This is a genomic window from Frankia sp. BMG5.60 (assembly GCF_059428125.1).
Genome location: NZ_CM182091.1, coordinates 3,499,214 through 3,525,420, shown reverse-complemented (window position 1 = coordinate 3,525,420; position 26,207 = coordinate 3,499,214). Strand labels below are relative to the sequence as shown.

General features: G+C 73.4%; 24 protein-coding genes. 12 read left to right on the top strand and 12 right to left on the bottom strand.

Going from position 1 to position 26,207, the window contains the following annotated elements:
• The first annotated feature begins 62 nt into the window (after positions 1-62).
• Positions 63-1,391 (top strand): adenosylhomocysteinase, encoded by a 1,329-nt coding sequence (gene ahcY, locus AC5R91_RS14220; protein ID WP_495397623.1) that lies wholly within the window; start codon positions 63-65, stop codon positions 1,389-1,391.
• A gap of 54 nt (positions 1,392-1,445) precedes the next feature.
• Here ahcY and AC5R91_RS14215 read toward each other — a convergent pair whose 3' ends face one another.
• The gene (locus AC5R91_RS14215) at positions 1,446-2,423 is read right to left on the bottom strand and encodes an RDD family protein (protein ID WP_495397622.1); all 978 of its coding nucleotides are present in this window, start codon (positions 2,421-2,423) and stop codon (positions 1,446-1,448) included.
• 610 nt (positions 2,424-3,033) lie between these two features.
• Here AC5R91_RS14215 and AC5R91_RS14210 point away from each other — a divergent pair.
• The 4 genes from AC5R91_RS14210 (at position 3,034) to AC5R91_RS14195 (ending at position 6,627) form a co-directional block, all read left to right on the top strand.
• The gene (locus AC5R91_RS14210; protein WP_495397621.1) at positions 3,034-3,729 is read left to right on the top strand and encodes a response regulator; all 696 of its coding nucleotides are present in this window, start codon (positions 3,034-3,036) and stop codon (positions 3,727-3,729) included.
• A gap of 279 nt (positions 3,730-4,008) precedes the next feature.
• Positions 4,009-5,019, top strand: coding sequence for an acyl carrier protein (locus AC5R91_RS14205; protein ID WP_495397620.1), 1,011 nt, complete (start codon positions 4,009-4,011; stop codon positions 5,017-5,019).
• A gap of 108 nt (positions 5,020-5,127) precedes the next feature.
• Positions 5,128-6,138: a stage II sporulation protein M gene (locus AC5R91_RS14200; protein ID WP_495397619.1), complete on the top strand. Its 1,011-nt coding sequence runs from the start codon at positions 5,128-5,130 to the stop codon at positions 6,136-6,138.
• 9 nt (positions 6,139-6,147) lie between these two features.
• Positions 6,148-6,627 (top strand): PPOX class F420-dependent oxidoreductase, encoded by a 480-nt coding sequence (locus tag AC5R91_RS14195; protein ID WP_495397618.1) that lies wholly within the window; start codon positions 6,148-6,150, stop codon positions 6,625-6,627.
• On the opposite strand, the gene AC5R91_RS14190 is transcribed toward AC5R91_RS14195, so the two are convergent.
• Positions 6,628-7,545 carry an alpha/beta fold hydrolase gene (locus tag AC5R91_RS14190; RefSeq protein WP_495397617.1) on the bottom strand — a complete coding sequence of 306 codons (918 nt, stop codon included), beginning with the start codon at positions 7,543-7,545 and terminating at the stop codon, positions 6,628-6,630.
• A gap of 68 nt (positions 7,546-7,613) precedes the next feature.
• Positions 7,614-7,994: a VOC family protein gene (locus AC5R91_RS14185; RefSeq protein WP_495397616.1), complete on the bottom strand. Its 381-nt coding sequence runs from the start codon at positions 7,992-7,994 to the stop codon at positions 7,614-7,616.
• A gap of 180 nt (positions 7,995-8,174) precedes the next feature.
• Here AC5R91_RS14185 and AC5R91_RS14180 point away from each other — a divergent pair, with 180 nt between their 5' ends.
• On the top strand, positions 8,175-8,597 hold the full coding sequence (locus AC5R91_RS14180) for a nitroreductase family deazaflavin-dependent oxidoreductase (protein WP_495397615.1): 423 nt from the start codon (positions 8,175-8,177) through the stop codon (positions 8,595-8,597).
• Between the two features lie 98 nt (positions 8,598-8,695).
• Positions 8,696-9,166, top strand: coding sequence for a DUF5990 family protein (locus tag AC5R91_RS14175; RefSeq protein ID WP_495397614.1), 471 nt, complete (start codon positions 8,696-8,698; stop codon positions 9,164-9,166).
• 33 nt (positions 9,167-9,199) lie between these two features.
• On the opposite strand, the gene AC5R91_RS14170 is transcribed toward AC5R91_RS14175, so the two are convergent.
• The 5 genes from AC5R91_RS14170 to AC5R91_RS14150 all read right to left on the bottom strand — a co-directional run bounded on the left by AC5R91_RS14170 (position 9,200) and on the right by AC5R91_RS14150 (position 15,108).
• On the bottom strand, positions 9,200-10,495 hold the full coding sequence (locus tag AC5R91_RS14170) for a DUF58 domain-containing protein (RefSeq protein ID WP_495397613.1): 1,296 nt from the start codon (positions 10,493-10,495) through the stop codon (positions 9,200-9,202).
• A 5-nt stretch (positions 10,496-10,500) separates the two neighbouring features.
• Positions 10,501-11,490 carry an AAA family ATPase gene (locus tag AC5R91_RS14165; protein WP_495397962.1) on the bottom strand — a complete coding sequence of 330 codons (990 nt, stop codon included), beginning with the start codon at positions 11,488-11,490 and terminating at the stop codon, positions 10,501-10,503.
• A 284-nt stretch (positions 11,491-11,774) separates the two neighbouring features.
• A complete protein-coding gene (locus tag AC5R91_RS14160) occupies positions 11,775-13,229 on the bottom strand; it encodes a DUF4350 domain-containing protein (RefSeq protein WP_495397612.1) in 1,455 nt (484 codons plus the stop codon).
• Complete coding sequence (locus AC5R91_RS14155) at positions 13,226-13,987, bottom strand: DUF4129 domain-containing protein (protein WP_495397611.1); 762 nt, start codon at positions 13,985-13,987, stop codon at positions 13,226-13,228. Before AC5R91_RS14155 ends, AC5R91_RS14160 begins: the two co-directional genes overlap by 4 nt.
• Positions 13,984-15,108: a hypothetical protein gene (locus AC5R91_RS14150; protein WP_495397610.1), complete on the bottom strand. Its 1,125-nt coding sequence runs from the start codon at positions 15,106-15,108 to the stop codon at positions 13,984-13,986. The genes AC5R91_RS14155 and AC5R91_RS14150 overlap by 4 nt, the downstream gene beginning before the upstream one ends.
• A gap of 813 nt (positions 15,109-15,921) precedes the next feature.
• On the opposite strand from AC5R91_RS14150, the gene AC5R91_RS14145 reads away from it, so the two are divergent.
• The 3 genes from AC5R91_RS14145 (at position 15,922) to AC5R91_RS14135 (ending at position 18,700) form a co-directional block, all read left to right on the top strand.
• Positions 15,922-16,731: a ComF family protein gene (locus AC5R91_RS14145; protein WP_495397609.1), complete on the top strand. Its 810-nt coding sequence runs from the start codon at positions 15,922-15,924 to the stop codon at positions 16,729-16,731.
• Positions 16,732-17,059: 328 nt separating this feature from the next.
• Positions 17,060-17,854, top strand: coding sequence for a ribosome hibernation-promoting factor, HPF/YfiA family (hpf, locus tag AC5R91_RS14140; protein ID WP_495397608.1), 795 nt, complete (start codon positions 17,060-17,062; stop codon positions 17,852-17,854).
• 132 nt (positions 17,855-17,986) lie between these two features.
• Positions 17,987-18,700 carry a response regulator gene (locus AC5R91_RS14135; protein ID WP_009740324.1) on the top strand — a complete coding sequence of 238 codons (714 nt, stop codon included), beginning with the start codon at positions 17,987-17,989 and terminating at the stop codon, positions 18,698-18,700.
• Position 18,701: 1 nt separating this feature from the next.
• Here AC5R91_RS14135 and AC5R91_RS14130 read toward each other — a convergent pair whose 3' ends face one another.
• Positions 18,702-19,274: a GNAT family N-acetyltransferase gene (locus tag AC5R91_RS14130; protein ID WP_495397607.1), complete on the bottom strand. Its 573-nt coding sequence runs from the start codon at positions 19,272-19,274 to the stop codon at positions 18,702-18,704.
• Positions 19,275-19,618: 344 nt separating this feature from the next.
• Here AC5R91_RS14130 and secA point away from each other — a divergent pair, with 344 nt between their 5' ends.
• Positions 19,619-22,582: a preprotein translocase subunit SecA gene (gene secA, locus AC5R91_RS14125; RefSeq protein WP_495397606.1), complete on the top strand. Its 2,964-nt coding sequence runs from the start codon at positions 19,619-19,621 to the stop codon at positions 22,580-22,582.
• Between the two features lie 93 nt (positions 22,583-22,675).
• Here the strand turns inward: secA and AC5R91_RS14120 are convergent, their stop codons facing one another.
• Positions 22,676-23,659 (bottom strand): Rv3235 family protein, encoded by a 984-nt coding sequence (locus tag AC5R91_RS14120; RefSeq protein ID WP_495397605.1) that lies wholly within the window; start codon positions 23,657-23,659, stop codon positions 22,676-22,678.
• A 27-nt stretch (positions 23,660-23,686) separates the two neighbouring features.
• Positions 23,687-25,048, bottom strand: a complete 1,362-nt coding sequence (locus AC5R91_RS14115) for a LysM peptidoglycan-binding domain-containing protein (RefSeq protein WP_495397604.1) — start codon at positions 25,046-25,048, stop codon at positions 23,687-23,689.
• Between the two features lie 160 nt (positions 25,049-25,208).
• On the opposite strand from AC5R91_RS14115, the gene AC5R91_RS14110 reads away from it, so the two are divergent.
• The gene (locus AC5R91_RS14110; protein ID WP_044884604.1) at positions 25,209-25,778 is read left to right on the top strand and encodes a hypothetical protein; all 570 of its coding nucleotides are present in this window, start codon (positions 25,209-25,211) and stop codon (positions 25,776-25,778) included.
• A gap of 29 nt (positions 25,779-25,807) precedes the next feature.
• On the opposite strand, the gene AC5R91_RS14105 is transcribed toward AC5R91_RS14110, so the two are convergent.
• On the bottom strand, positions 25,808-26,044 hold the full coding sequence (locus AC5R91_RS14105; protein WP_495397603.1) for a helix-turn-helix domain-containing protein: 237 nt from the start codon (positions 26,042-26,044) through the stop codon (positions 25,808-25,810).
• Positions 26,045-26,207: the final 163 nt, after the last annotated feature.

The following is a 26,207-nucleotide window of genomic DNA, read 5'->3' as shown; positions in this document are numbered from 1 at the left end:
GCCACGGCGTCGCCGGCCATGACGTCGCCAGCCACGGCGTTCCATCCCACGACAGGAGCACCATGTCCGATCTGGCCGACCTTCCCGAGCTGCTGCCCGACCCGTCCGAGCGACCCGACGCCGCCGGGCTGCCGCGCCACGACGTCGCCGACCTGGCCCTCGCCGCCCAGGGCCGATCCCGGATCGACTGGGCCGACCGGGCGATGCCCGTGCTGCGCCAGATCCGGGAGCGCTTCGCCGCCGAGCGCCCCTTCGACGGAGTACGCATCGCGGCCTGCATGCACGTCACCACGGAGTCGGCGAACCTCATGCGGACGCTGGCGGCCGGCGGCGCGCAGGTCACGCTGTGCGCGTCGAACCCGCTGTCCACCCAGGACGACACGGCCGCGGCGCTCGTCGCCGAGTACGGCATCGCCACCTTCGCCCGCAACGGCATCGACCGCGACGGCTACTACGCCCACATCGGCGCCGCCCTCGACGCCGCGCCGCACTATGTCTTCGACGACGGCTGTGACCTGGTCAACATCCTGCACACCGAGCGCACCGACGTGCTCGGCGGCGTCCGCGGCGGCTGCGAGGAGACGACCACCGGGGTGATCCGGCTGCGGCAGATGGCCGCCGCCGGGGCCCTGCGCTTCCCCGTGGTCGCGGTCAACGACACCGATACCAAGCACATGTTCGACAACCGCTACGGCACCGGCCAGTCGACCCTGGACGCGATCTTCCGGGCGACGAACACGCTGCTGGCCGGCCGTACGGTCGTGGTCGCCGGCTACGGCTACTGCGGCCGGGGGGTGGCGTCGCGGGCCAAGGGTCTCGGCGCCGCGGTGATCGTGACCGAGATCGACCCGACCAAGGCGTTGGACGCGGCCATGGACGGCTTCCGGGTCATGCCGATGAGCGCGGCGGCCTGCGTCGGCGACGTGTTCATCACCGTCACCGGCAACCGGGACGTCGTGCGCCGGGAGCACTTCGCGGTGATGCGCGACGGCGCGATCCTGGCGAACTCCGGCCACTTCGACATCGAGATCGACATCACCGCGCTCGCCGAGCTCGCTGTCGAGGTACCGCGTCGGGTGCGGCCCTCGACGGACGAGTACGTCCTCGCCGACGGGCGCCGGCTGCTGCTGCTCGCCGAGGGTCGCCTGGTGAACCTGGCCGCGGCCGAGGGTCACCCCGCCGCGGTGATGGACATGTCCTTCGCCGACCAGGCGCTGACCGCGGAGTGGCTGCACACCGCTGGGCAGGAGCTCACCCCGGGCGTCTACGACGTCCCCACCGCGATCGACAAGGACGTCGCCCGGATGAAGATCGAGACGATGGGCATCGAGATCGACACCCTGACTCCGGCCCAGGTCGAGTACCTGAGCTCCTGGGAGCACGGATCCTGACACGATGATGTAAGCCTCGGCCGGCTTGCGGACGCCGAGTCTGACAATTCGATGTCAGGAGAGGGGCCGACCGTTCCGTGGCGGCGGCTGCCCGGGCCAGACACCGCCCGGACCGGGCGTGGGCCGCCCGGTGCCCGTCCATGGGGCGCCCGGCGGCGGGGGAAACGGGGCCCCCGGGGGAGCCATGCCCGGGGGAGCCGCAAGCGGGCGCTGCGCGGCGAGCCGGGCGTAGGCCCGGCGGGTGCGTTCGGCGAGCACCGCCGACAGGTAGGCCCATCCCGGCGTGCCCGGGGGCGGCGGCGGCGTGACCACCGCGCGCACCTCGTCGACCAGGCCGCGCCCGAGGCGGTCCAGCGCCTGTGGAGACAGGGCGTGCGAACGGCTCAGGAACTGGCGGGCGCGCAGGGCGAGGCCGTCGTCGAGTCCGGTCAGGTCGAGCAGGGTCGCCCACCCGAGCAGCGGCGGCGGTACGAACGGTGCGGCGCCGACGGTGCGCGGGACGCTCACCTGCAGCACCACCGTCCCGGCGAACAGGTCGCCCAGGCGCTTGCTGCGCCGAGAGGAGATCATGCTGATGATGGCGGGCAGGCCGAGCAGAGCTCCGGGGCGTTCGACGACCGCGCCGATGAGGCCCCGGGTGAAGGCGTGCCGGAACCGGATGGGCCCGCCGTCGTCGCGAACCACCCGCAGGCCCAGCGCCATCTTGCCGAGGGTCCGCCCGCGACTCAGCGTCTCGCACGCCACCGGGTAGCCGAGCACCATGGCGACATAGACCAGCAGGAAGGTGGCGGCGACCAGCGCGTCGTCCTGGGGTCGCACGACGAGCACGACCAGGGCGCCGAGTATGTACAGGATGTAGAGCTGGGCGAGCAGGTCGATCAGCCCGGCCACCAGCCGCGACCCCAGCCTGGCCACCCGCAGGTCGATGGCGACCGCCTCACCGGTGACGATCGCTTCAGTGACGATCGCCTCCGCGCCCGGTGCGCCGGCGTGGCCCGCCCCGCTGGGACCGCTCCGGACGACCTGGTTCATGGGGCCCCCGGAATCTCGGTGTGCGTGCGGATCTCACCATATGGTCTGCGGCGGGCGCCGATGGCCGCCCGTCCGGTGATCCAGGACGGCTCCGGCGCTCCCCGTCGGCCGTCAAAACGGTCCGCATCGGCATACTACCGTCACTTGCCGCACGCCCGGACCAACCGCGTCGGTACACAAATCCTGGTTCGGTATCGGGTGTTTGCGGGCACATTCGGCGGCCGCCGTCGCCTTCTCCGTGCATTCCCGCCGGCCCGGCGGACCGACTCTTGACGGTGCCGCGGAAATCCCCTCATGATGCAGGGGTGATCTCTGTTCCATAGTGCCGGGAGAACATTGGCCGGCGGTGCGTTCGGCTGCTTTCTTGGATCCGAGTCGGTGCCGAACCAGGCGCCGAATGGTCAACGGCCGCCGCTAACCCGCGGCTCGGGTTGCGCCGAATATGCGGTCGATCACGGCCGAATTTCGCGGGGCCGTTCGTGCCGGTCGGCCTCCGCGTGCGGATTCTCCTGCTATTCGTGCAGAAGGTGGTTGCCCCGTCCGCGCGGGACAGGGCTGGCAGCCTGCCCGAGGTGTCGCGCCGCGCCCTCCCCGTTCGGAGCGTGACAGCATGCCCGACCAGCGGATCCACGCGTTGATCGTGGAGGATGACCCCGTCCTCGCCGGCAGGCTGCGCGGCTATGTCGACAGCGTCCCCGGGTTCGTCGTCAGCGGGGTGGCTCGCAACGGAGAGCAGGCGCTGTCATCCGCCCTCCGCGGTCGGCACGACCTGATCCTGTTGGATTTCTTCCTGCCGGACATGAGCGGCCTGGACGTGTGTCGGGCCCCGCGCGTCCGCGGCTCGACCCTCGACATCATCGCCGTCTCCCTCGTCCGAGATCTGGCCATGGTGCAGACGGCGATGTCCTACGGCGTCATCCAGTACGTCGTGAAGCCGTTCACCGCGACGGCGTTCCGGCACTGCCTGGAACGGTACTCGGCCTTCCGGCGGCAGATCACGGCCAGCCCCGGCGGACTCGTCCGCCAACGTGACGTGGACCTTGCGCTGTCCCGGCTGCGGCCCGACGGCTCCGGCGTGACGCTGCCCAAGGGGCTGTCCGCCGCCACGCTCGACACCGTGGTCGGCCACCTGCGCGGGGCGGTGCGGCCGTTGTCCGCGGACGAGGTCGCAGGGGGCCTCGGGCTGTCTCGGGTGACGGCGCGGCGTTATCTCGAATGGCTGGCCGGGCAGCGCCTGGCGATCCGGACGATGAGCTACGGCCACACCGGCCGGCCACGCCACCTGTACCTGTGGCGTCAGCCGTGACGCCCGCCGCCGGATCGGGCCGGGCAGACCACTATGACCTAAACGGCGACAGGGCCCGAGCCGCGCGCAAAGGTAGGTGTGTCGCGCCCACCGATCGTGCAACCCGGCGCGGTGTGCACGGTTTCCGCTCCCATTGCCTCCCAACCTGCGCGCCCGGCGTCGCTGTGCGCGCCGCGACCTCATGCCTTACCGACCGGACCCACCTGCCTTACCCACCGACCACTTCCCATTCCGGCCGGACCACCTGACTTGCCGACCGGACCACTCGGAGTGACCGCGATGGCCAATGACCGCACTGTCGCCGCGCCCAGGGAACGAGACGTGCTGCTGACCGGGATGGGATTCTGCCTGCCCGGACTCGAACGCCCCTGCCTCACCGCGGACGACGTCTGGGCGGTGGCGTCGAAAGGGGTTTCCTGCCTGACGCGGGGTGACATCCACTACGGCTCCGTCCACTACGGCTCCGTCGCGCTCACCGAGGCGGCCATCCTCACCGGCCGCGGCAGCGTCGACGACAACGTCCGCGTCTACCGGGACCTGATCGATGCGTGCGGTGAGATGGAGGTGGCGGTCGTCACCGGCGTCGACTCCGGCAACGCGGATCTCGCCCGCCGAGGGCACGGGGTGGTGGCTCTGCTCCGCGAGCTCTCCGCCGCCTTCGCCGCCGGCGACCTCGTTCCGCTGCCCGTGCAGAGCTTCCCGCTCGCATCGGCCGCCGAGGCGTTCCGGTTCCTGGCCGGCGCCCGCCACATCGGCAAGATCGTGTTGACCGTCCCGGACGACGCGGGCAGGCCGTGGCGATCCGGCCCGACCCGCGACGGCCTGCACGCCCTGGAGACGGTCCTCGTGCTCGGCCGCCGGCACGCCGGTCTGCTGCCCGGCGACCCGATCGCCTGGATACCGCCGGCCGGTCGCCCCCTGTCGGTGTTCCAGGCCGTCCTGCGGGCCGGTGGCGCGCAGGCGGCCGAGCACGACGGTCGGACCGACATCCGGACGAGACTGCGGGCCGCAGCGGCGGGGGTGCCCCGGCGGACGCTGTTCGAGAAGTACCTGGGCGAGCATCTGCGGGTGGTGCTGCGGCTGAGCCAGAGCACGCTCGACCCGGACACGCCGCTGCGGTCGTTCGGCTTCGACTCGCTGCTCGCCCTCGAGCTGCGCTCCCGGCTGGAACCAGCGCTCGGCATCACCCTGCCCGGCAACTTCATCTGGAAGTACCCGACGATCGCGGCGCTCGCCACCGGCCTCGCGAACTTCGCCGACCTGGCCCTCGACGACGGCGACGGGTCCTGACGGGACGGCGGTGCCACGGCCGGTCCACGGCCGGTCCACGGGCGGTGCCACGAGTGGTGGCGGCGGGGAGTCCCGGCGTCACCACCCGTCTGCGAGGATGGGACCGTCATGGATCTCGATGCGTTCGTCGCCGTGCACCGCCCGGAGTGGATCCGGCTCGGCCGGCTCGTCGACCGGGCCGGCCGGCCGCGCCGGATGAGCGCCGACGAGCTCGACGAACTGGTCGAGCTCTACCAGCGGACCGCGACCCACCTGTCGGTGATCCGCACCCGTTCCTACGACACCAGCCTTGTCGACGACCTCACCACCCTGGTGACCCGCGCCCGCGCGGCGGTGGGCGGGGCGCCCGACCCCGGGTGGCACGTCGTCGGCCGGTTCTTCGCCGTGACCTTCCCGTTGGCCGTCTACGAGCGCCGCTGGTGGGTGATCGTCACCGCGCTCGGCTCGGTGCTGGTCGCGCTGGCCATCGGGCTCTGGATCGCCAACGATGCCGAGGCCCAGGCCAACCTGGCCCCGCCGAGCACGGTCGCCAAGCTGTGCCGCTCCGACTTCGCGTCCTACTACTCCGAGAACCCGGCTCCCTCGTTCGCCAGCCAGGTCTGGACGAACAACGCCTGGGTCTCGGCGACGGCGGTCGCGGCCGGCGCGCTGCTCGGCCTGCCGACCCTGCTGGTGCTGCTGGTGAACGCGGTGAACACCGGGGTGGTCGGCGGGTACATGACGAGCTGCGGGCAGAGCGGCCAGTTCTGGGGCCTGATCCTCCCGCACGGCATGCTGGAGCTCACGGTCGTGTTCCTGGCCGGCGCGGTGGGCCTGCGCCTGGGCTGGTCGATCATCGCGCCGGGCCCGCGGCGCCGCGTCGAGGCGCTGGCCGCCGAGGGACGGGCCGCGGTGACGATCACGCTCGGCGCCGCGCTGGCCCTGGCGGTCTCCGGCTTCATCGAGGCGTTCGTGACGCCCTCCGGGCTGCCGACGGCGGTGCGGATCGGGATCGGCGCGCTGGCCTGGGCCGGCTTCGTCGCCTACACCTGGGGCTACGGCTCGCGCGCGGCGGCGGCCGGCCAGACGGCCGACCTCGACGCCGCCCACGGCGCCGCCGACCTGGCCCCCGTGGCCTAGGCTGCCAGGATGAGTCCGACCGCAGCCAGGGATGTCAGCGTCGACCGCGCGGGCCTGCTCGACTTCGTCCGCCCCCGCCACCGCGGCATCCTCGTCACCACCCGCCGCGACGGCGCCCCGCAGCTCTCCCCGGTGACGATGGGCGTCGACACCGCCGGCGACGTCGTCGTGTCGACCTACCCGGAGCGGGCGAAGACCCGCAACGCGCGCCGCGACCCGCGGGCGTCGATGTGCGTGCTGTCCGACGAGTTCAACGGCGACTGGGTGCAGGTCGACGGCACGATCACCGTGGTCGACCAGCCCGCCGCGGTCGAGGAGCTGGTGGAGTACTTCCGCTGCATCAGTGGCGAGCACCCCGACTGGGACGAGTACCGCGAGGCCATGCGCCGCCAGGAGAAGGTGCTGCTCCGGCTGCGGATCGACCGGTGGGGGCCGATCAGCCGCGGCGGCTTCCCCGCCCGCCTGCTCGCCCCGGCCGACGAGGGCTAGCTAGCCCGGACCGCGGGCCCGCACGCGCCCGTCCGCCGCCCGGAGATGGTCGGCGACCAGGTTCGCCACCGCCGCGGTGGCCTCGCGGTGGGGGAAGTGGCCCACGCCGTCGAGGACGACCCGGCGGTACCCGCTGGTGAAGTACCCCGCCTGGCCCGCGGACGCGGCCGGCGAGTCGCAGCGGTCGTCGCCGCCCTGGACCATCAGGGTGGGCACCCCGATCAGCTCGATCTCGGCGAGCCGGCGGCGCAGGTCGTCGTAGCGCGGGTCCCGCGGCTCGTCCGCGTGGAACCGCGCCCGGTAGGCGTTCAGGGTGACCGCCGCCCAGTCCGGATGGGTGAACGCCGGCGCGGTGGCGGCGAACTCGCCGTCGTCGAACCAGCCGGGCGGGCTCCAGGTGTCCCACTGGATGCGGGCGAAGCCCACGGGATCCTCGCGGACCGCCCGCGCCCCGGCATCGACGAACATCAGCCACTGGTACCAGAACGCCCTGGCCTGCTCGAAGCCTGGCATGGTGAAGCTCCCCCGCGGCTGGTAGGCCAGGGCGAGCGCGGCGATGGCGGTGAGACGCCGCGGTGCCAGGGCAGCGAGGGTGTAGGCCACACGGGCGCCCCAGTCGTGGCCGACCACGGCGATCCGCCCCAACCCGAGGGCGTCGGCGAGGTCGAGCGCGTCCTGAGCCAGGGCGACGGCCTGGCCGTCGCGCGGCGTACCGGCGTCGCGGAACCTGGTCGCGCCGCTGCCCCGCAGCTCCGGGACGATCGTGCGCCAACCCCGTTCGTTCAGCCCGGCCTGCACCCCGCGCCAGCCACGGGCGGCGTCCGGCCAGCCGTGCAGCAGAACGACCGGCGGCCCATCGGCGGGCCCCGTCACCTCGACGGAGATGTCGAGGACCTCGGTGCGGACGGTGGTGAGCATCGCCGATCTCCCTGCCTTCCTGGGATCCGTGCGTTCCTGGGAGCCGTGCCTTTCAGGGATCCGTGTTCCTAGAACCCGTGATGGACGGCCTCGACGTTGTGGCCGTCGGGATCGCGCAGGAAGACGCCGTAGTAGGTGGGGTGGTATTCGGGCCAGACGCGTGGCGCGTGCAGCACCTCGACGCCGTCGCGCACTGCGGCCGCGTGCACCGCGTCGACGGTCGCCCGGTCCGGGGCGCGGAAGGCCACGTGCAGCTCCCGGGCCTCCGCGCCGGCCGCGGGTGAGAGCCAGAATGACGCCTTTCCGTCCGGCCCGGACAGGCCGACCACCAGGGAATCGCCGTGCGGGAAGCGCTTCGCCTCACGGATGCCGAGGGCCGCGAACGTGCGCAGGTAGAAGGCGAGCGACGCCTCGACGTCGGCAGCCTGGACACCTATGTGATCAAGCATGGCTGCATGCTAGCGCCGCCCTCCGACAGTTTCGGCCCCGATCGGGCTCGGCGCCGGACGCCGACCGAGCCCCCCGGCAGGCGACCGCCACGGTCCTGCCTGCCTGAGCCGCAACGGATGTCGGGAATTCGTATACCGTCCGGACCCGACCAGGTGGTTCGACGAGGGGAGTGCCCACCCATGGCAGACACCGACGACTTCAACGCCCGGATCATCGCCGATTTCCGGGCGACTCAGGGGCACCCCGGTGGTCAGTTCGCGGGAACGCCGGTCCTGCTGCTGCACACCACCGGAGCCCGCAGCGGCAACCCGCGGATCAATCCGTTGGTCTACGCCGAGGATGGCGGCCGCTACCTGGTGTTCGCCTCGTACGCCGGGGCGCCCAAAGATCCGGCCTGGTACCACAACCTGACGGCGTATCCCGAGGCGAAGATCGAGGTCGGCGCCCGGACCCTGGCCGTGCGCGTCGACGAGGTCACCGGCGCCGAACGTGACGCCCTCTACGCCCGGCAGGCAGCGAACTACCCGGCCTTCGCCGAGTACGAGGCGAAGGCCGGCCGGAAGATCCCCGTCGTCGCGCTGACCCCCGTCCCCGCGACCTGACAGCCCCCGCCGCGGCGATTCCGGCGGCACCCACTCGCCGCGGCGATGTGCCGGTGCCACCGGGCCCCGGTGGGTGACCGGGGGGAAATGATGGGCGGGTGCGCATCCGTATCGAGGGCGTCGACCTGCCGGGATCGCGGTGTGCCCCGCCCGGCGACCCGCACGCCCGCACCAACGTTCATGTCGCGGTGCAGGCCCGCGGCCGATCGGACGACCTGCTGGGCCTGCACCGCGGCGATGCCGCCCGGGCCGAGTGGACGATCGACTGCACCGCGACGGCCGGCCCCACCGGTTTCGACCTGCGCGGACGCCACATCCAGGGCCGTCCCGCGGCGCGCTTCGTCTATCTCTCCTGGGGCGCGGTTGACGACGCCGGCCGGTTCGTCATGTTCCGGCGGGCGAAGCTGATGCTCGACGCGGTCGACCCGGCGGTCCTCGCCGCGGCGGTGCATGCCGGGGAGCTGGTGGGCCGGGTCGGCCTGTCCGATGCCCGGGGTCGGCCGCTGTGCGCGGCGGTACGGCCCCCGTTGATCACCTGGTCGGCTGGCTCGGAATCGGCCGGCCCCTGACCGATCCCCGGTCCCTCGGCGGCTTGGGGTGAGTCAAAGCCGACCGAGCGACTTCAGGGTGAGGTACGTGTCGGTGACGGCCGCGGCGTAGCCGGCGGGCGGCGCGTCGACGACCTCGACGCCGCGGCGGCGCAGCGTCTCGGTGAGCTCGCGGCGGCGCATCAGGGTCTGTTCGGCCGCCGCGGCGGCGTACACGGCGCGGACGTCTTCGCGGCCCGCGGCGAGCTCATCGACGCGAGGGTCGCGCAGCGCCGCGACCAGGACGGTGTGCCGCGCGGTCAACGTCCCCAGCGCCGGCAGCAGCCCCTCCTCGATCACGGCCGGCGCCAGCTCGGTGAACAGCACGACCAGGGAGCGGCGCGAGGTCTCCCGCAGCACCGTCGAGATCATCCCGGCGTGGTCCGCCTCGACGATGGCCGGTTCCAGCCGGGCCATGGCGTCGGTCATCCGGGCCAGGAACCCGTGGTCGTGCGAACCGGGCAGCGTCACCCGGGGCGCGCTGTCGTGCGCGACGAGACCGACCCGGTCGCCGGCCCGCAGCGCGACCGCGGTGAGCAGCAGCGCGGCGTCGAGCGCATGGTCCAGCCTGGGGACGTCGCCGACCCGCCCGGCGGAGGTCCGCCCGGTGTCGAGCACGCAGACCACCCGCCGGTCCCGCTCCGGCCGGAAGGTCCGAACCACCACCGCTCCGCGTCGGGCGGTGCCCCGCCAGTCGATCAGGCGGACGTCGTCGCCGATCACGTAGTCGCGCAGGCTGTCGAACTCCGAGCCGGCGCCCGCCCCGCGGATCGCGACCTCGCCCTCGACCTCCCGCAGCCGGGCCAGCGCCGCGGGCAGGTGCCGGCGCGACGTGAACGGCGGCAGCACGCGAACCCGCCACGGGCTCTGGTGGCGGCCCTGCCGGCCGGCGAGACCGAGCGGACCGAGGGATCGCACCGTGATCCGGAACGGCTCCCGGTCGCCGCGCCGGGTCGGGTACAGCGTCGTCTCCAGGAAGCGCCGTTCCCCGGCAGGGACGTCCACCTGGTGCTCCCGTGGCCGGGCGCCCGCGGACGGCGGCCAGGCGTCGCGGACCCGGGCCCGCACGGGCCGGCCACCGTCGTTGGCGATCCCGAGCACGAGGGGGACGGGCTGGCCCAGCCGGGCGGACGTCGGTCCCGACCGGGTGAACTCCAGCGTGCGGATCCCGCCGGCCAGCGTCAGGTCGACCCCGACGAGCGCCACGATCACCAGGTCGACGACCAGCATCGTCGGGCCGGGCGCGGGGGAGAGCAGGACGACCAGCGCCCCGAACAGGGCCAGCGCGACGGCGCGCCCGGTGATCGCCACCGGACCTACCGGGGCACCGGGACGGTGGCCAGCACCTGTTCCAGCACCACGTCCGCGGTGACGCCGTCGAGCTCGGCCTCGGGCCGCAGGCTGATCCGGTGCCGCAGCGTGGCCCGGGCCAGGGCCTTGACATCGTCGGGGGTCGCGTAGCCGCGTCCCGACAGCCACGCCCAGGCCCGGGTGGTCGCCAGCAGCGCGGTGGCCCCCCGCGGCGACACCCCGAGCTGCACGCTCGGTGCCACCCGGGTCGCCCGCGCAAGGTCGACGATGTAGGCCAGCACCTCCGGGTGCACCGCGACGGCGAGCACCGCCGCGCGCGCCGCGGCCAGATCCGCCGGGCCCGCGACCGGCCGCACTCCGGCCGCGGCCAGGTCCGTCGGGTCGAAGCCGCCGGCGTGGTGGGCCAGCACCCGGATCTCGTCGTCGCGTGGCGGCAGCGGCAGCGTCACCTTCACCAGGAACCGGTCGAGCTGCGCCTCGGGCAGCGGGTAGGTGCCCTCGTGCTCGATGGGGTTCTGGGTCGCCAGGACGGCAAACGGGGTGGGCAGCGGCCGGGGCGTCCCCTCCACGCTGACCTGCCGCTCCTCCATCACCTCCAGGAGGGCGGCCTGCGTCTTCGGTGGTGTCCGGTTGATCTCGTCGGCGAGCAGCAGGTTCGTGAAGACCGGACCCTCACGGAAGGTGAACGCGGAGCTGCGGTTGTCGTAGACGAGCGAGCCGGTGACGTCTCCCGGCATGAGATCCGGGGTGAACTGCAGCCGCTTGGTGTCCAGCGACAGCGCGGTCGCCAGGGTGCGCACGAGCAGGGTCTTCGCCACGCCCGGCACGCCTTCGAGCAGCGCGTGCCCGCGGCAGAGCAGGGCGACTACCAGTCCGCTGACGGCGGCGTCCTGGCCGATCACGGCCTTGGCGATCTCGCCGCGCAACGCGATCAGCGCCCGGCGCGCGGCGTCGGCGTCGGGCGGCGCGGGCCAACCGCCCGGCCGGGCGGCCACCGGCACCGGCGGGGCAAGTGGAGCGGACGGGGATGGCGGGGCAGAGGGGGATGGCGGGACAGGCGGAACCTGGTGCCCCGATGCGGCGCCTGGCCGGCGGAGAGTCTCGTCGGGCTGCGCGTCATCCCGGGCCGGTGGTATGTCGGCTGCGGGGCTGGCGTGCTTGCCGGGAGTTGCCTGCGCGGCCTGCGCGGGCTGCCCGGACCCGGCGGGTGGGTCCGGGGTCGGCGCCGCGGGCCGGCCCGATCCCGCGGCGGTCGGCTCCGCGTCGATGTTCGGGGAGGTCACCGTCCACCTATCTGTCGGTCGAGTTCGTCGAGGGCCCGGGCCAGCGCGAGCAGTGCGGCGTCCCGCTCACCCGGCCGCCCGGTGCCGCCGGCGCCGGGCCCGCGGCCCGCCGTCGTCGCCGTCGTCGCCGCTGTCGCTGTCGCTGTCGGCGCGGCGGCGTCCGGCGGGAGACGACGCGACTGGTAGCGGTTCCGGGCCCGCCCGAGTGGGCTGGGCGCGCCGGTGGTCTGCGGCGGCATGCCCGAACCGTACAGGAGCGATCCGATTTCCGAGGGTGACCGCCCGGTGCGTTCGCTGACGGAGGCCACGAGGGCTACGGGATCGGGTCCGGGTGTCCCGCCCGGTCCGGACAGCACGGGCAGCCCCGTGCGTTCCGCCAGCCGAACCCGGGTGCCGGTCCGCAGCGCGTCGGCCGCCCGGTCGCGGGCGTGCGCGGCGGCGTAGAGGCGGCCGCGACCCTCCACGGTCTCCGCGGCCCGCACGATCACGGGCAGCGGCTCGGGCACCGGCGGTCCCAGCCGCCGCCCCCGCCACAGCGCCAGCAGCACCAGTACGACGAGGGCCTGCAGGCCCGCCCACCGGAACCCGGCGGGCAGCAGCTCGGTGACGCTGCGGGTACCGACTCCGCCGGCGGCGTCCGCGGCCGGGGTGATCCAGGACAGCGTGGGATGCCGGGCGAGCAGGCCGAGCGCGAGCGACGCGTTACCCGAACGGTCCAGCTCCCCGTTGGTGAGGAAGTCCGCGGAGCCAAGCAGCACCAGCCGCCCGGCCGCCGGCGCCGCTTCGGTCCGGCCGGGGTTGAGCACCGCGATCTCGGCCGCGTCGGGCGGGTCGCCGTAGCAGAGCGTCGGACGCATGTCGCCGAGATCGGCGCCGTCGGCGGGGGTGAAGGCGCGGCCCGCGCCGATCGTGACGCTGCCCGCCACCGCCGCCTCGGGCAGCGCGCACCGCGGGCCGGACTCGCCGCCCGCCGGCTGCCGGTCGGCCGTGACGACGCCCACGTCGAGCGCGTCGAGTACGGCCTCACCTGGCGCCACCAGCACGACGTCGGAGCCCCGCCAGACGCGGCCGAGCAGGTCGGTGAGCGCGTCGTGGGTCAGTCGTCCGGGCCGGACGACGACGAGAGTGTCCGGCCGGCCGGCCGAACCCGCGGACACGGCGTCCGCGGCGGACACCGCCACGCCGCGGGCGCGCAGGATCTGGGCCAGGGCGCGGGTTCCGTCGGACTCGGGCGAGGCCACATCCAGCGCCGGCCGTCCGGCCGGGCGGGTGGCCAGGGCAGTGATCACGAGGAAGCCGAGCACGATGGCGCCGACGACGGCTGTCACGAGGATCCCGCGGCGCACCGACGGCGGGCGGGGGCCGCTGCGCACAGCGCTGGGCGAGGCGCTGCCCGGGCTGGTGCCGCTCGGGCTGGTGCCACCCGGTGTCAGGGTGCCGCTGGCCGTCATGCCGGCACCACGAGACTGCCCGCCGCGCTGTCCCGTCCGCCCGCCCCGCGTCGCAGCCGCGACAGCGCGGTGTCCGCGTCGACAAGCACCTGGTAGCCGGCGGCGGTGGCCGGGCGGCCGCCGTACCAGATCTCGCTGAAGACCTCCACGGCGGCGGCCAGGGCAGCCCGCCCGTCGCCGGCCGGGCCGTCGCCGGCCGGGTCCCAGCGGGGGGCAGTCGGCCCGGGGTCGGTGGCGGGCGGGTCGGCCGGCCCGAGGTCGGCGGCCGGGGCGATCCGGGCGACCTCGGCGACGAGCTCCCCGGCTGTGCGTCCGGGGCGTGGATCGAGCATGCCCTTTTCCTCGAGCATCCGCACGATCGCTCGCAGCCGGGAGCGCACCGCCCGGGCGTACTCCTCGCCGGCTGCGTGCCGGTCGGCCTCGGCCCGCAACTGCGCGGCGGTCAGCGGGCTGGACAGGTCGTCCGCGGCCGCCTGCCGGGCCCGCACGGTCCGCCGGACCGGACCCAGCCACCACCGCAGCGCGACCGCCCCGACGACGAGCACCACCACCAGCGCGAGGACCCCGAGACCGGGTGAGCCGCCGCCCGACCCGCTGTGCGGGAGGATCCAGTCGAACAGGTCCGCGATCCGGTCGCCGATCCAGCTCAGCAGCCGGTTCCACCAATGCGGCCGGCTGTTGCCGTAGATGCCGTCCGACAGCTCGCGGCGCGCCTCCTCCCGGGCGCCATCGCGGGTGGCCGGACCGCCCAGCGTCATCCGGGCGTCCCCACTCCGGCCGCGCGGGCCCGGGCGGCCTCGGCGAGGGTGACGTCCAACCCTTCCCGCCGGATCCGAAGGTCGATGTACAGCAGCACGACGGTTCCGGAGACGATCGGCGTGGAGATCGTCGTGGCCAGCAGCTCGCCGATCCCCTGGACGATGTGGCCGGTGACCGTGAGATCGCCGCCCAGGAAGTCGCCGAACACGTCCGACGACCCCAGGATGACCGCGGTGACGATGGTGAGGACCGCGCTGAGCATGAACGCGACGAGCGTCGAGAGAACCAGGATGCCGAGGCTGCGCCACCAGGAGCCGCGCACGATCGTCACCGAGCGGCGCAGGGCATGGCGGATGCCGCCGCCCTCGAGGATGTACGCGGGCGTCGCCAGCCCCAGATAGACACCTACGACGACCGCGCCGACCAGCAGGGCGACCAGCCCGAGTGCCACCGCCACCGTGACGACGATCGTGAGGGCGAACAGGCCGCCGAGGCGTGGGGCGACCCGTCGGACGGCCTCGGTCGGCCCGATGCGACTACCCAGCGTCGCCTCGCTCACGACCACGCTGAGCACGCCGGACAGGAACAGCCCGAGGACGAGGTCGAGCGCGAAGGACGCGAGGATGCCCAGCGCCGACACCGCGGTCGAGGCGTTCTCCGTCGTGATCGCCACAACCGTGGAGATCGTCTCGACGACGGTCGCGGACGCGACGGTGACCCCGATTGTCGCACCCGGATTCGCCCGGATCGTGGCGAAGGTGCCGTCCAGGATCTCGCCGAGGGCGAGCGGACGCAGTGGGATGATCCCCGGCTTCGGTGCCGCCGCGCCCCAGCGCCACGGCCCCGGCGGACCGGGCGGTCCGGGTGGGGGCCCATAGCGCCCGGGCGGGCCGCCCTGGGGAGGTCCGTGCCATCCGGGCGGGCCGCCCTGCGCAGGCCCGTGCCATCCGGGCGGTCCGCCCGGCGGGGGCGCGCCGACGGGCACCGGCGGCTGACCGGCGGGTTGGTCGGGACGCCCCCACCCGTCATGGGGTAGCGGCGCGCCCCACGACGGCCCGGCGGAACCGTCACCCGGAGGCGACGATGTGCCGGGCGCGGCCCAGCCGGGTCCGTCGGTCATCGGTGTGTCTCCACTCGTCGTTCGGCGTCGCTCGTGGGCCGGGCGCCGCTCATCGGTCCTGCCGTCAGAGGTGCTGCGGTCGTTCGAGGTGCTGCGGTCGTTCGAGGTGCTGCAGTCTTTTGACGGACTGTGCTCGTTCGACGGTCTCGCGCTCTTCAACGGTCTTGCTGTCGCTCACGTCCCACAGGTGCTCACGTCCCACGGTGGCTCACGTCTCACGGTTGCTCATGGGGCGACGTGGCTCCAGGTCTTCGCGGTCGGGGGTATCTGTCCGGCGGCGGGGCGCCGCGCGGGGCTGTTCCCCTGTTGTCAGGATTCTGTGCCCTGGGACGGGGGTGTGCCGAGGCCGGCGCGCGGATATCGCCGGTCGTGGCCGGGATCGCCCGCCCGGACGTGCTCCCGGTCGGCTGTACCCGCACGGTCCGCTGCACGGAGATGATCCGCCCGGCATCGATCGTCTCAGACGGCGCCCGGCCGCCGTGCGACGACCTCCCCTCGATCCGCTTCCCCTGACCCGGGGCCTACGCCACCGGCCCGCTCCCTGCGCACGACCGGCTCCCGCGCGACCGGCTCGTGCTCGCGCGCCATCGCCATCGCCAGCGCCAGCGCCGTGGTCGGCCCACCACCTCCATGCCGGCTCCTTGCAGCGTCGTTCAGGGCCTTACTTCCTCCGGTCACGCGGGGAGGGAGTAAGGCCCGGCCCCCACACGTGTCCGTGCGTGTCCACAGCCGGCCGGAGTTCGCGGGGTGCGTTGTCCACAGATCGTCCGCGGGGGCTGGCGAACGCGTCGGTGGACGGTGATCCTTCCTCCTATGGCCCGTGCCTTGCTCCCCCTGCTCATCCGGAACCTGGCGATCCTCGCCGACCTGATCGTGCCGCTGTCGTGCGCCGGCTGCGGCGATCGGGGGGTGTCGGTGTGCCCGGCGTGCGCTGCGGAGCTGCGCGGTCCAGCCTTCCTCGCCGCCGCGGGCCCCATGGCCACCCCGCGGCGGCGAGGGCTGCCGCCGTGCCTGGCGGCGGCTCGCTACGGCGGCCGGGTCCGGTCGCTTCTGCTGGCCTACAAGGAGCGCGGCCGGGTGGACGCCGCCCGGCCGCTGGGTGCCGCGCTGGCCCGCGCGATCGCGCGGGCCTTGCCCGTCGCCCCGGGCGCGCCCACCGGGACGTCCGTCCCGCCGGTCCCCGCGCCCGCGTGCGTACTCGTGCCGGTGCCCTCGACCGCGGCGGCGCGTCGTCGGCGCGGCTTCGATCACCTGGCACTGCTGTGCTCCGCGGCGGCCACCGTGCTGCGCCGGCACGGTCACCGGGTGCGCGTCGCGCCCGTGCTGCGGCCGGTGCGCCGGCTCGCCGATCAGGCCGGGCTGGGCGCCGCGGCACGGGCGGCGAACCTCGCCGGCGCCTTCGAGCTGGCGAATCCGGCGCGCGCGGCGCGGCGTGCGGCGTTGCCGGCAGGCGCGCGGGTCATCGTCGTCGACGACGTGCTGACGACGGGGGCGACAGTGGGGGAGGCGGTGCGGGCGCTGCGGGCCGCGTCCGTGCGGACCACTGCCGTCGCCGTGGTCGCCGTCACCGATCCGACGCGCGGAAGAGTCGCCCTACCCGCGATCCACGGCCCGCCGGGGTGAAACTGCCGGTACGCACCGTCCGTGTCTGCCCGCAAGGGGCGAACGAACGGGCGGCGGCGGGCCCTGAGGCCTGCCGGGCGTAGCGCACGCGTCGTGCGGATGCTGGGCTGACGGGCGGAGTAGCCCCGCCGCAGCGGGGAAGGAGGCGAACGCGGGCGACCGACCGCAAACGGCACGACGGGAAGGTGCGACAACCGTGGACAGGGCGTCCGTGGATCGTCTCGGCCCGAAGCCGGACGTATCCCGGGGGACGCCACAACATACCGGCGCACGGCCGGCCGCTGGCGCAGGTCGCGTCGCCGGGATTGGCGAACGGGAGGTGGATCGCGTGGACATCGTGGTCAAGGGCAGGCACACCGCGGTTCCGGAACGGTTCCGCAATCATGTCGAGGCCAAGCTCGCCAAGTTGGAGCGGCTGGACTCCAACATCATCAGTGTCGACGTCGAGCTGTCTAGGGAACACAATCCTCGGCTGTCCGACGTCTGCGACCGGGTTGAGCTCACCGTGTACTCGCGGGGCCCGGTGATCCGGGCCGAGGCCGCCGCCGCCGACTGCTATGCCGCCCTCGACCTGGCCACCGCCAAGCTCGCCGAGCGCCTGCGCCGGGCCGCCGATCGGCGGGTTCGTCACCACGCCAACCACGCCGGTGCCAAGCAGTCCGGCATCACCTCCGTGCCGCTGGAGAGCCTGATGCCGCTGGAGGGCACCCGACCGGCCGACCTGCGTCCCGCCGCCGAGGAGGCACCGTCCGGCGGAAACTCGGCACGCCCGGTCGTCGCCGCTCCCGCCGACGCGCTCACCGCGGCCCGCGGCCCGGCCGGCCAGGGCGAGGCGTCGGAGCAGGACCCGCTGGTCGTGCGGGAGAAGACGCACGAGGCCGACCCGATGACGCTCGAGGACGCCCTGTCCAACATGGAGCTGGTCGGCCACGACTTCTACCTGTTCCTGGACGTCGACCTCGGCCTGCCCAGTGTGGTCTACCGTCGCGTCGGCTACGACTACGGCGTGATCAGGCTCTCGGGTCCGGCCGGGGCGGCGGCCGCCGCATCGCTGGACGCACACCGTGACGTGGACCGATCCGCGCCGGATCGCGGCGCGTTCGCGAGCTCCGCCGCTCTTTAGACGATCTGCAGGTCACGCCCACCGGCTGACGTGGGACCATTTGCCTCGGGTGTCGGAGTGCACGGCACGCCACCCCGCGCGCAGGCGCGCGGGGTGGCGTGACCGGGGTGAAAGCGGTCCTAAGGAGGTCAGATGACGGTGGAGGAGCAGCGCTCTGAGGAGGTGCTGCCGACGCCATCGGAGGCGAACCCCATCCGGGTGCTCATCGTCGACGACCATGCACTGTTCCGGCGCGGGCTGGAGATGGTGCTGGGCCAGGAGGTCGACATCGAGGTCGTCGGGGAGGCCGCGGACGGGTCCGAGGCCGTGACGATGGCGAAGGAGATGGCTCCCGACATCGTGCTCATGGACGTGCGGATGCCGCGCCGCGGCGGGATCGACGCCACGAGCGCCATCAAGGAGGCGGTGCCGAGCGCAAAGATCGTCATGTTGACGATCAGCGACGAGGAGGCCGACCTCTACGACGCGATCAAGGCGGGGGCCATGGGCTACCTGCTCAAGGAGATCTCCATCGACGAGGTCGCGGCCGACATTCGCGCCGTCTACGGCGGCCAGAGTCTGATCAGTCCGTCGATGGCGTCGAAGCTGCTCAGCGAGTTCGCGGCGATGATCAAAAACAAGGACGACCGGCCGCAGCTCCCCACCCCCCGGCTCACCGACCGGGAGATGGAGGTGCTTCGCCTCGTCGCCAAGGGCATGAACAACCGCGACATCGCCAAGCAGCTCTACATCAGCGAGAACACCGTGAAAAACCACATCCGCAACATTCTGGAGAAGCTGCAGTTGCATTCCAGGATGGAAGCGGTGGTCTACGCGGTCCGGGAGAAGCTTCTCGAAATCACCTGAGTCATCGCCGCGGGTCCCCGGGCGGGGGCGGGTCGTCCGGGAGCCGCGAGCCCACCCAGCAGTCGACCCGCCGCCCGTCGCCGCGCACCAGGGCCCGTCGCAGGGTCCCCTCCAGGGTGAACCCGGTCTTCTCGGCCACCCGGCGGGAGGCGACGTTGCCCACTTCGGCCCGCCAGGCGATCCGGGCCAGTCCGAGCGCCCCGAAGCCCCACCGGACCACGGTCGCCACCGCCTCCGACGTCACATCCTGGCCGCGGGCCGGCGCCGCGCACCAGTAGCCGATCGCGGCGTCGCCCTGGGCGGTGATCGAGAGCAGCCCGACCGAGGCCAGTAGCTGCTCGGTCGTCGCGTCGACCACCGCGAACTGTGCCGCTGTCCCCTCCGCCCAGGCGCGGGGGGTCTGTCGGGTCACGTAGTTCTCCGCATGGTGGCGTTCGTAGGGGGAGGGCACCCTGGTCCAGCGGGGGATCTCCGGATCCTGGCAGGCCTCGTGGACGGCGTCGACGTCGTAGGGGCGCCAGGGGCGCAGATGGAGGCGGCCGGCGGTGATCTCCACCGGTTCGAGGGACGGCATGGCTCTTCTTCTACCGGCTCACCGCCGCACCGCGCGCCCTCGTTTCCGACCGGATCGCGGTCGCACCGGTGCCGTCGTCCGCCCGGCCGGGCACCCCGCGGCGCCCCCGGTCGTTGGAGCGGGTGACGGATCGCGCGTACCCGCGCCGTCGCCCATGTTGTCCTGGTCGTTTGTGCCCGCGCAATCCCCGCCCCGGAGCGTCGGCGCATCGTCCCCGCACCCGCAGCCCGTCGCCGACCGCGGCCGGAGGAACCGCGTCCCGATGGATGTTGTGGGGGACGGTCCAGGGGCTAGCATCGTGTGGTCGGTGCCTCGCCGACATGCCTGCCGGAGGAGTTTCGCCCGTGGTTCTAGACAAGATCTTGCGTGCCGGCGAGGGCCGGATTCTGCGCAAGCTCAAGGCGATCGCCGAGCAGGTGAACCTGATCGAGGACGACTTCACCGGGCTGTCCGACGGCGAGCTGCGCGGCATGACCGACGAGTTCCGCCAGCGCGTCGCGGAGGGCAAGGAGTCCCTCGACGACCTGCTGCCCGAGGCATTCGCCGCCGTCCGCGAGGCGGCCCGGCGCACGCTCGGCCAGCGGCACTTCGACGTGCAGATCATGGGCGGCGCGGCGCTTCATCTCGGCAACATCGCCGAGATGAAGACCGGTGAGGGCAAGACGCTGGTCTCCACCCTGCCCGCCTACCTGAACGCCCTGGCCGGCAAGGGCGTGCACATCGTGACGGTCAACGACTACCTCGCCCAGCGTGACGCCGAGAACATGGGACGCGTCCACCGTTTCCTCGGCCTCACCGTCGGGGTGATCCACCCGCAGATGCCGCCCCCGGTTCGTCGCGCGCAGTACGCCTGCGACATCACCTACGGCACGAACAACGAGTTCGGATTCGACTATCTGCGCGACAACATGGCCTGGAGCGCGGACGAGCTGGTCCAGCGCGGCCACAACTTCGCGGTGGTCGACGAGGTCGACTCGATCCTCATCGACGAGGCGCGCACGCCGCTGATCATCAGTGGCCCGGCGGACCATCCGACCCGCTGGTACACGGAGTTCGCCCGGATCGCCCCCCTGCTGGAGCGCGACGTCGACTACGAGGTCGAAGAGGGCAAGCGGACGGTGGCCATCACCGAGTCCGGCGTCGAGAAGGTCGAGGACCAGCTCGGCATCGAGAATCTCTACGAGTCGGTGAACACGCCGCTCGTGGGCTACCTGAACAACTCGCTGAAGGCCAAGGAGCTCTACAAGCGGGACAAGGACTACATCGTCACCGACGGCGAGGTCCTCATCGTCGACGAGTTCACCGGCCGGGTGCTGCACGGCCGGCGCTACAGCGAGGGAATGCACCAGGCGATCGAGGCCAAGGAAAAGGTCGAGATCAAGCAGGAGAACCAGACCCTCGCGACGATCACCCTGCAGAACTACTTCCGGCTCTACGACAAGCTTTCCGGAATGACCGGTACCGCCATGACCGAGGCGGCCGAGTTCCACCAGATCTACTCCCTCGGCGTGGTGCCGATCCCGACGAACAAGCCGATGATCCGTAACGACCAGCCGGACGTCGTCTACAAGACCGAGATCGCGAAGTTCGACGCCGTGGTCGAGGACATCGCCGAGCGGCACGAGAAGGGCCAGCCGGTCCTGGTCGGCACCACGAGCGTGGAGAAGTCCGAGTACCTGTCCAAGCAGCTCACCAAGCGGGGCGTGCCGCACGAGGTCCTCAACGCCAAGCACCATGAGCGGGAGGCGACCATCATCGCCGAGGCGGGCCGCAAGGGCGCCGTCACGGTGGCGACGAACATGGCCGGCCGCGGTACCGACATCATGCTCGGCGGGAACCCGGAGTTCATCGCCCAGGCCGAGCTGCGCCAGCGCGGGCTGTCGCCCATCGAGACCCCCGAGGACTACGAGGCGGCCTGGCAGGAGGCGCTGGAAAAGGCCCGCCAGTCGGTGAAGACCGAGCACGAGGACGTCGTCGAGGCGGGCGGCCTGTACGTGCTCGGCACCGAGCGGCACGAGTCCCGGCGCATCGACAACCAGCTACGCGGCCGCGCCGGCCGGCAGGGCGACCACGGCGAGTCCCGCTTCTACCTCTCCCTCGGCGACGACCTCATGCGGCTGTTCAACGCGGCCGCCGTCGAGGGGATCATGGATCGCCTCAACATCCCCGAGGACGTCCCGATCGAGTCGAAGATCGTGACGCGGGCGATCCGGTCGGCCCAGACCCAGGTCGAGGGCCAGAACTTCGAGATCCGCAAGAACGTCCTCAAGTACGACGAGGTCATGAACAAGCAGCGCACCGTCATCTACGAGGAGCGCCGCAAGGTCCTCGACGGCGCCGACCTGCACGAGCAGGTGCGGCACTTCGTCGACGACACCGTCGAGGGGTACGTGCGCGGTGCCACCGCCGACGGCTACCCCGAGGAGTGGGATCTCGACACCCTGTGGACCGCGCTCGGCCAGCTCTACCCGGTCGGAGTTGAGGCACCGGACACCGACGATCGCGACGGGCTCACCCCCGATCACCTGCTGGAGGATGTCCAGGCCGACGCGCAGGAGGCGTACGACCGGCGCGAACTCGACCTCGGTGAAGGCGCCGACGATGAGCCGATCATGCGCGAGCTGGAGCGGCGGGTCGTCCTCGCCGTGCTGGACCGCAAGTGGCGCGAGCACCTGTACGAGATGGACTACCTGCAGGAGGGCATCGGCCTGCGGGCGATGGGACAGCGCGACCCGCTGGTCGAATACCAGCGCGAGGGTTTCGACATGTTCCAGACGATGATGGAGGGCATCAAGGAGGAGTCGGTCCGCCTCCTGTTCAACGTCGAGGTCCAGATCGCCGGCCAGGAGACCGAGGCGGCGCCTGCGGAGAGCGTCACCGTCGCTCCGGCGGCCCCCGCGGGAGCCGCCGCCCTGCCCGCCGCGGTTGCGCCCGTGGCCCTGCCGGACGCCGCCGAGGACGACCGGGCGGCCGCGCGCCGGACTCCGCCGGAGGTTCCGGCCGCGCCGGCGCCGCCTGCCGCGCCGCCGGTCTTCGTCAAGGGCCTCGAGCCGCGCCGCCCGACCGGCGGGCTTCGCTACACAGCGCCGTCGGTCGACGGCGGCGTCGGACCGGTCACCACCCTGGACTCGGGCGCCGAGTCACCGGTCGGTGGCGGTGCGGCCCGAGCCGCCCGTGGTCCCGCCGGCGGGTCGGCGGCGGGTGCGAGCGCCCGCCCCGCTCGCAACGCCCCCTGCCCGTGCGGCTCGGGTCGCAAGTACAAGCGGTGCCACGGCGATCCCGCGCGGCGCAACGCCGAGGCCGAGTAGCGAACGCGCGACCCGACCTTCGCTCCCGGCCGTCGGACGGCGGGTAACCCCGCTGCCCGACGGCCGAGAAGCCGGCGCCGGAGCACCGATCGGTCAGCCGACCTGCAGAGTCGTGACTCGCCACCGGCCGCCGGCGGCCTCCATCCGCAACGCCAGTGCTGCGGCCCGCGCGCCGCGGCTGATCACCGCAGACACCTCGGCGACGCCCGGCCGCGGCTCACTCACCCGCACGCTACGCACCTGGCCGCGGCGGCGGTCGCCGAGCTGCGCGGCGATGCGCTCGAGATCGTTCTGAAGCCTGGGCGTCGTCCAACCGGCGAGGTGGGACACGGGACGGACGCCGCCGAGCGCCTCCACGATGGCTCGGACGACGATCACGGCGGCCTCCCGCGCGGGCGCGGCCGGCCGGCCGGCCGCCGGGCCGCGGGCCGCTCGGCGTCCCGTCGCGGGCAGATCGCTCGAGGCCGGTCCCGGCGTCGGGCCGGCCTCGGTGAACACCTGCTCCGGCACGGTCAGCCGCCGGGGCGAGCGGTCCACGACGACGGTGCCGCCGCCGGCCCAATCCTCGGCGCTGCGGGGGCCGCTCGGGCGATCCACGGCCGTGTCGGGGAAGTCTCTGTCCGTGCGGTCGGTGCGGGTTCTGCTGGTACCGGTGCCTTCGGTGTTCGGGCGGTCGACGCCCGGGCGCTTGGTGTCAGGGTGCTCGGTGTCAGGGCGCTTGGTATCGGGGTGGTCGGTGTCCGAGTGGTTGGTGTGGGGATGGTGGGTGCCCGGGCGGTCGGGGGCCCGGCCGCCGGGGGGAGGGGCGGAACGTTCGCCGCCGTGGCCTCCGCTGGAGCCGCGGCGATGGCCGCCCCCGCCGGGAGCGGCCGCGGGCCGGCCTGACCGGTCGGCGGCGCCGGCGGCGCCGGCGGCTCGCCGGGCGGGTCGGATCCGGGTGTGGGCCGGTCGGCCGCTTGCGGTGGCGGGCTCGATCTCGTCGTCGTAGGGCGGTTCGTTCGGGGCGACGGGGAGCAGCCGCATGCCGGGGACCGAGTGTGGTCGCCGGGGCAGGGTCAGGGCACAGGTGGCGGTCACGGCAGGCTCCGATGGTGGCGGGCGGGGTCAGGGCCCGGATGGCGGTTTGAGGCGTTGGCCGGGAAGTATCACGTTCGGGTCGTGGCCGATCACGTCGGAGTTCGCGGCCCACCAGCGGGGCCATTCGGCCGCGATCTGCTCGTGCGTGGCGGTGGGGCCGAGATGCCGGGCGGCGATCGTCCACAGGTTGTCCCCGCGCAGGACGACGACCTCCTCGGCCTCGCCGGCGCGGGCCGACTGGCCGGTGCCCGACGGGCTGGCCGGAACGCCGGTGCCGCGGTGCGAGGACGGGACAAGCGGGTCGCGTGCCGGCGCCGAGGACGCGGGTTGTGGCGCGGGCGCCGTCGAGGCACCGCCGGCGGGGGCCGGGCCGGTCGGTGCCGTCGACGGCGCCGCGGTGCGCGGCGGATCGGTGGCCGGGCGCTCGAGATCCGGCCAGCTCATCGACGTGCGTGCCGCGGTGAGCCGGACGGGGGGGCCGGGGTCAGGGGCCGCCGGAGCGCCGCTCTGGGCGGCGTCCGGAGAGTGGGGCGGCGTCGACGAGGTCGACGCCGGTGCGGTCGCGTGCAGGTCGACGACGGGGATGGCCTCGCCCAGGCCCGGCACGGAGATAGTCGGGCTGGCGCCCGTGTCCGCGGTGGCGCCCGGGGTGGCGGAGGCCGGCCGGCCGAGGTCGGGTAGCCGGGGCGTGGCCGGGGCCGGGCGATCGAGGTCGGGCAGCCCGGCCGCGCCGGGTGAGGCCGGCGCCGGACGGGCCGCCTCGCCGTAGTAGGTCACGCCCTGCACCCGGGGTCCGGGTGCGGCGGAGCGAGCGCCGGCCGCGCCGGTCGGGGTCGCCGCGCCGGGCACCGTCGCGGCCGGGCGGTCGAGGGACGGCAGGCCGGTCGCGTGACCCGAGGCCGGCGCCGCCGCGTCGCCGAGATCGACCGTCGCCGGGCGGCCGAGATCGGGGAACGTCGCCGGCGCCGTGACGCCGATCGCGGTCCCCGGATGGCTGCCGGCGGCCGCGGCGGGCATCGCCGCCATCACCGGCGCGACCCCGGCGACCAGGGTGACGCCGAGACCGAGTTCGATCATTCGGCGCATCGCGCGGGGCAGGATCAGCCGGGCCAGCGCCGCGCTGAGCCGGCCGACGCCGCCGGGGATGGCGGCGGCCACGCCGAGCAGGACGCCCAGGCACAGCCAGAGCAGGCACAGCCACGCCACCGCGCCGACGACCGTGACGAAGGCCTGCTCGGGCGCCGCGGTGAACCAGTCCGGCACGTCGCCGACGCCGGCCGGCAGGTCCGCCAGCCGGGGGCCGAAGACGATCAATATGATCGCCGTGCCCGCGGCTGCGGCCGCTCCGGCGAACAGCGCCAGCGTCCGCCGAGCCGCTCCCGCGATCATCGTCGCTGCTCCTGTCTGCCGGATGTCATCGAACGACTTCGTTTGCCTATGTTTGTTTGTGTAAACCTCTGGCGTCCCACTGTCAATCCCGCTTGCGTCGTGCGTGAGGGATCGAGTCGCCCGGTGTGCAGCGGAACGTACCCGTACGGGAGGAGACCCGATGCGTTGGGAGGACCTGTTCGCGGACCTCGAGCTGCAGTGGGAGGCGAACGAGGCCGCCGAGCTCGCCGCCGAGCTCGCCGACCGCAGCCGCCGGGAGGCCGCCTACCTGCGGCTGATCGATCGCCTGCGGCCGGTCGTGGGACACCCGGCGCGCTGCCGGGTGCTGGGCGGGCAGCGGGCGCCGGAGACGCTGCACGGCACGCTGTCCGCGCTGGGGGTGGACTGGTTCCTGCTCGCGGAGCCCGGCGCAACGGAGGTGCTGGTGCCGATGCGCTCGCTGCTCGCGGTCGAGAACCTGCCGGTCGTCTCCGCCCAGCCGGGGCACGAGGGGCCGCTGGCCGCGAAGCTGGACCTGCGGTACGTGCTGCGTGGGCTCGTGCGGGACCGCTCCGTGTGCACGCTGCTGTTCGTGGACGGGACGAGCCTGCACGGGACGCCGGTCCGGGTGGGGGCGGACTTCCTGGAGGTCGCCGAGCACGCGGTGGGCGAGTTCGCCCGCCGAGGGCGGGTCCGGTCGGGGTGGACGATGCCGCTCGACGCGATCGCCTACGTGCGCCGCGTCCCCTGACCGGTCCGGTGAGCGGCTCGGCGGCGGTCTCAGTCCTCCGGCACGGCCTCGTTGCGGGTCATGGGATTGGCCGCGACGAAGGCCCTGGTCTGCTCGTAGGCACGCTGGATGTACGCCTCCAGCTCCGAGCGTTCCACCCGCCACTGCCCCCGACCGCCGATCTTGATGGCGGGGAGCTCGCCCGAGCGGACGAGGGCGTAGGTCTGGCTGGACGAGATGTTGAGGATGTCCGCCACATCGCTCAGTTGAAGGAAGCGGTCGTTCATCAAAGTCCTCCTACTGAGGGCGGATGTCTCTCCTCACGTGTGTATCAGAGATCCCACTGCTCATCGCGTCCAGATGCATCAGCTTGTGGATAACTACGCGCGGACGCCGCCGAAAGCTCTCGCTCGCGGCTGTTCTGGTCCGCTACCACCCGCGCCTGTCGTC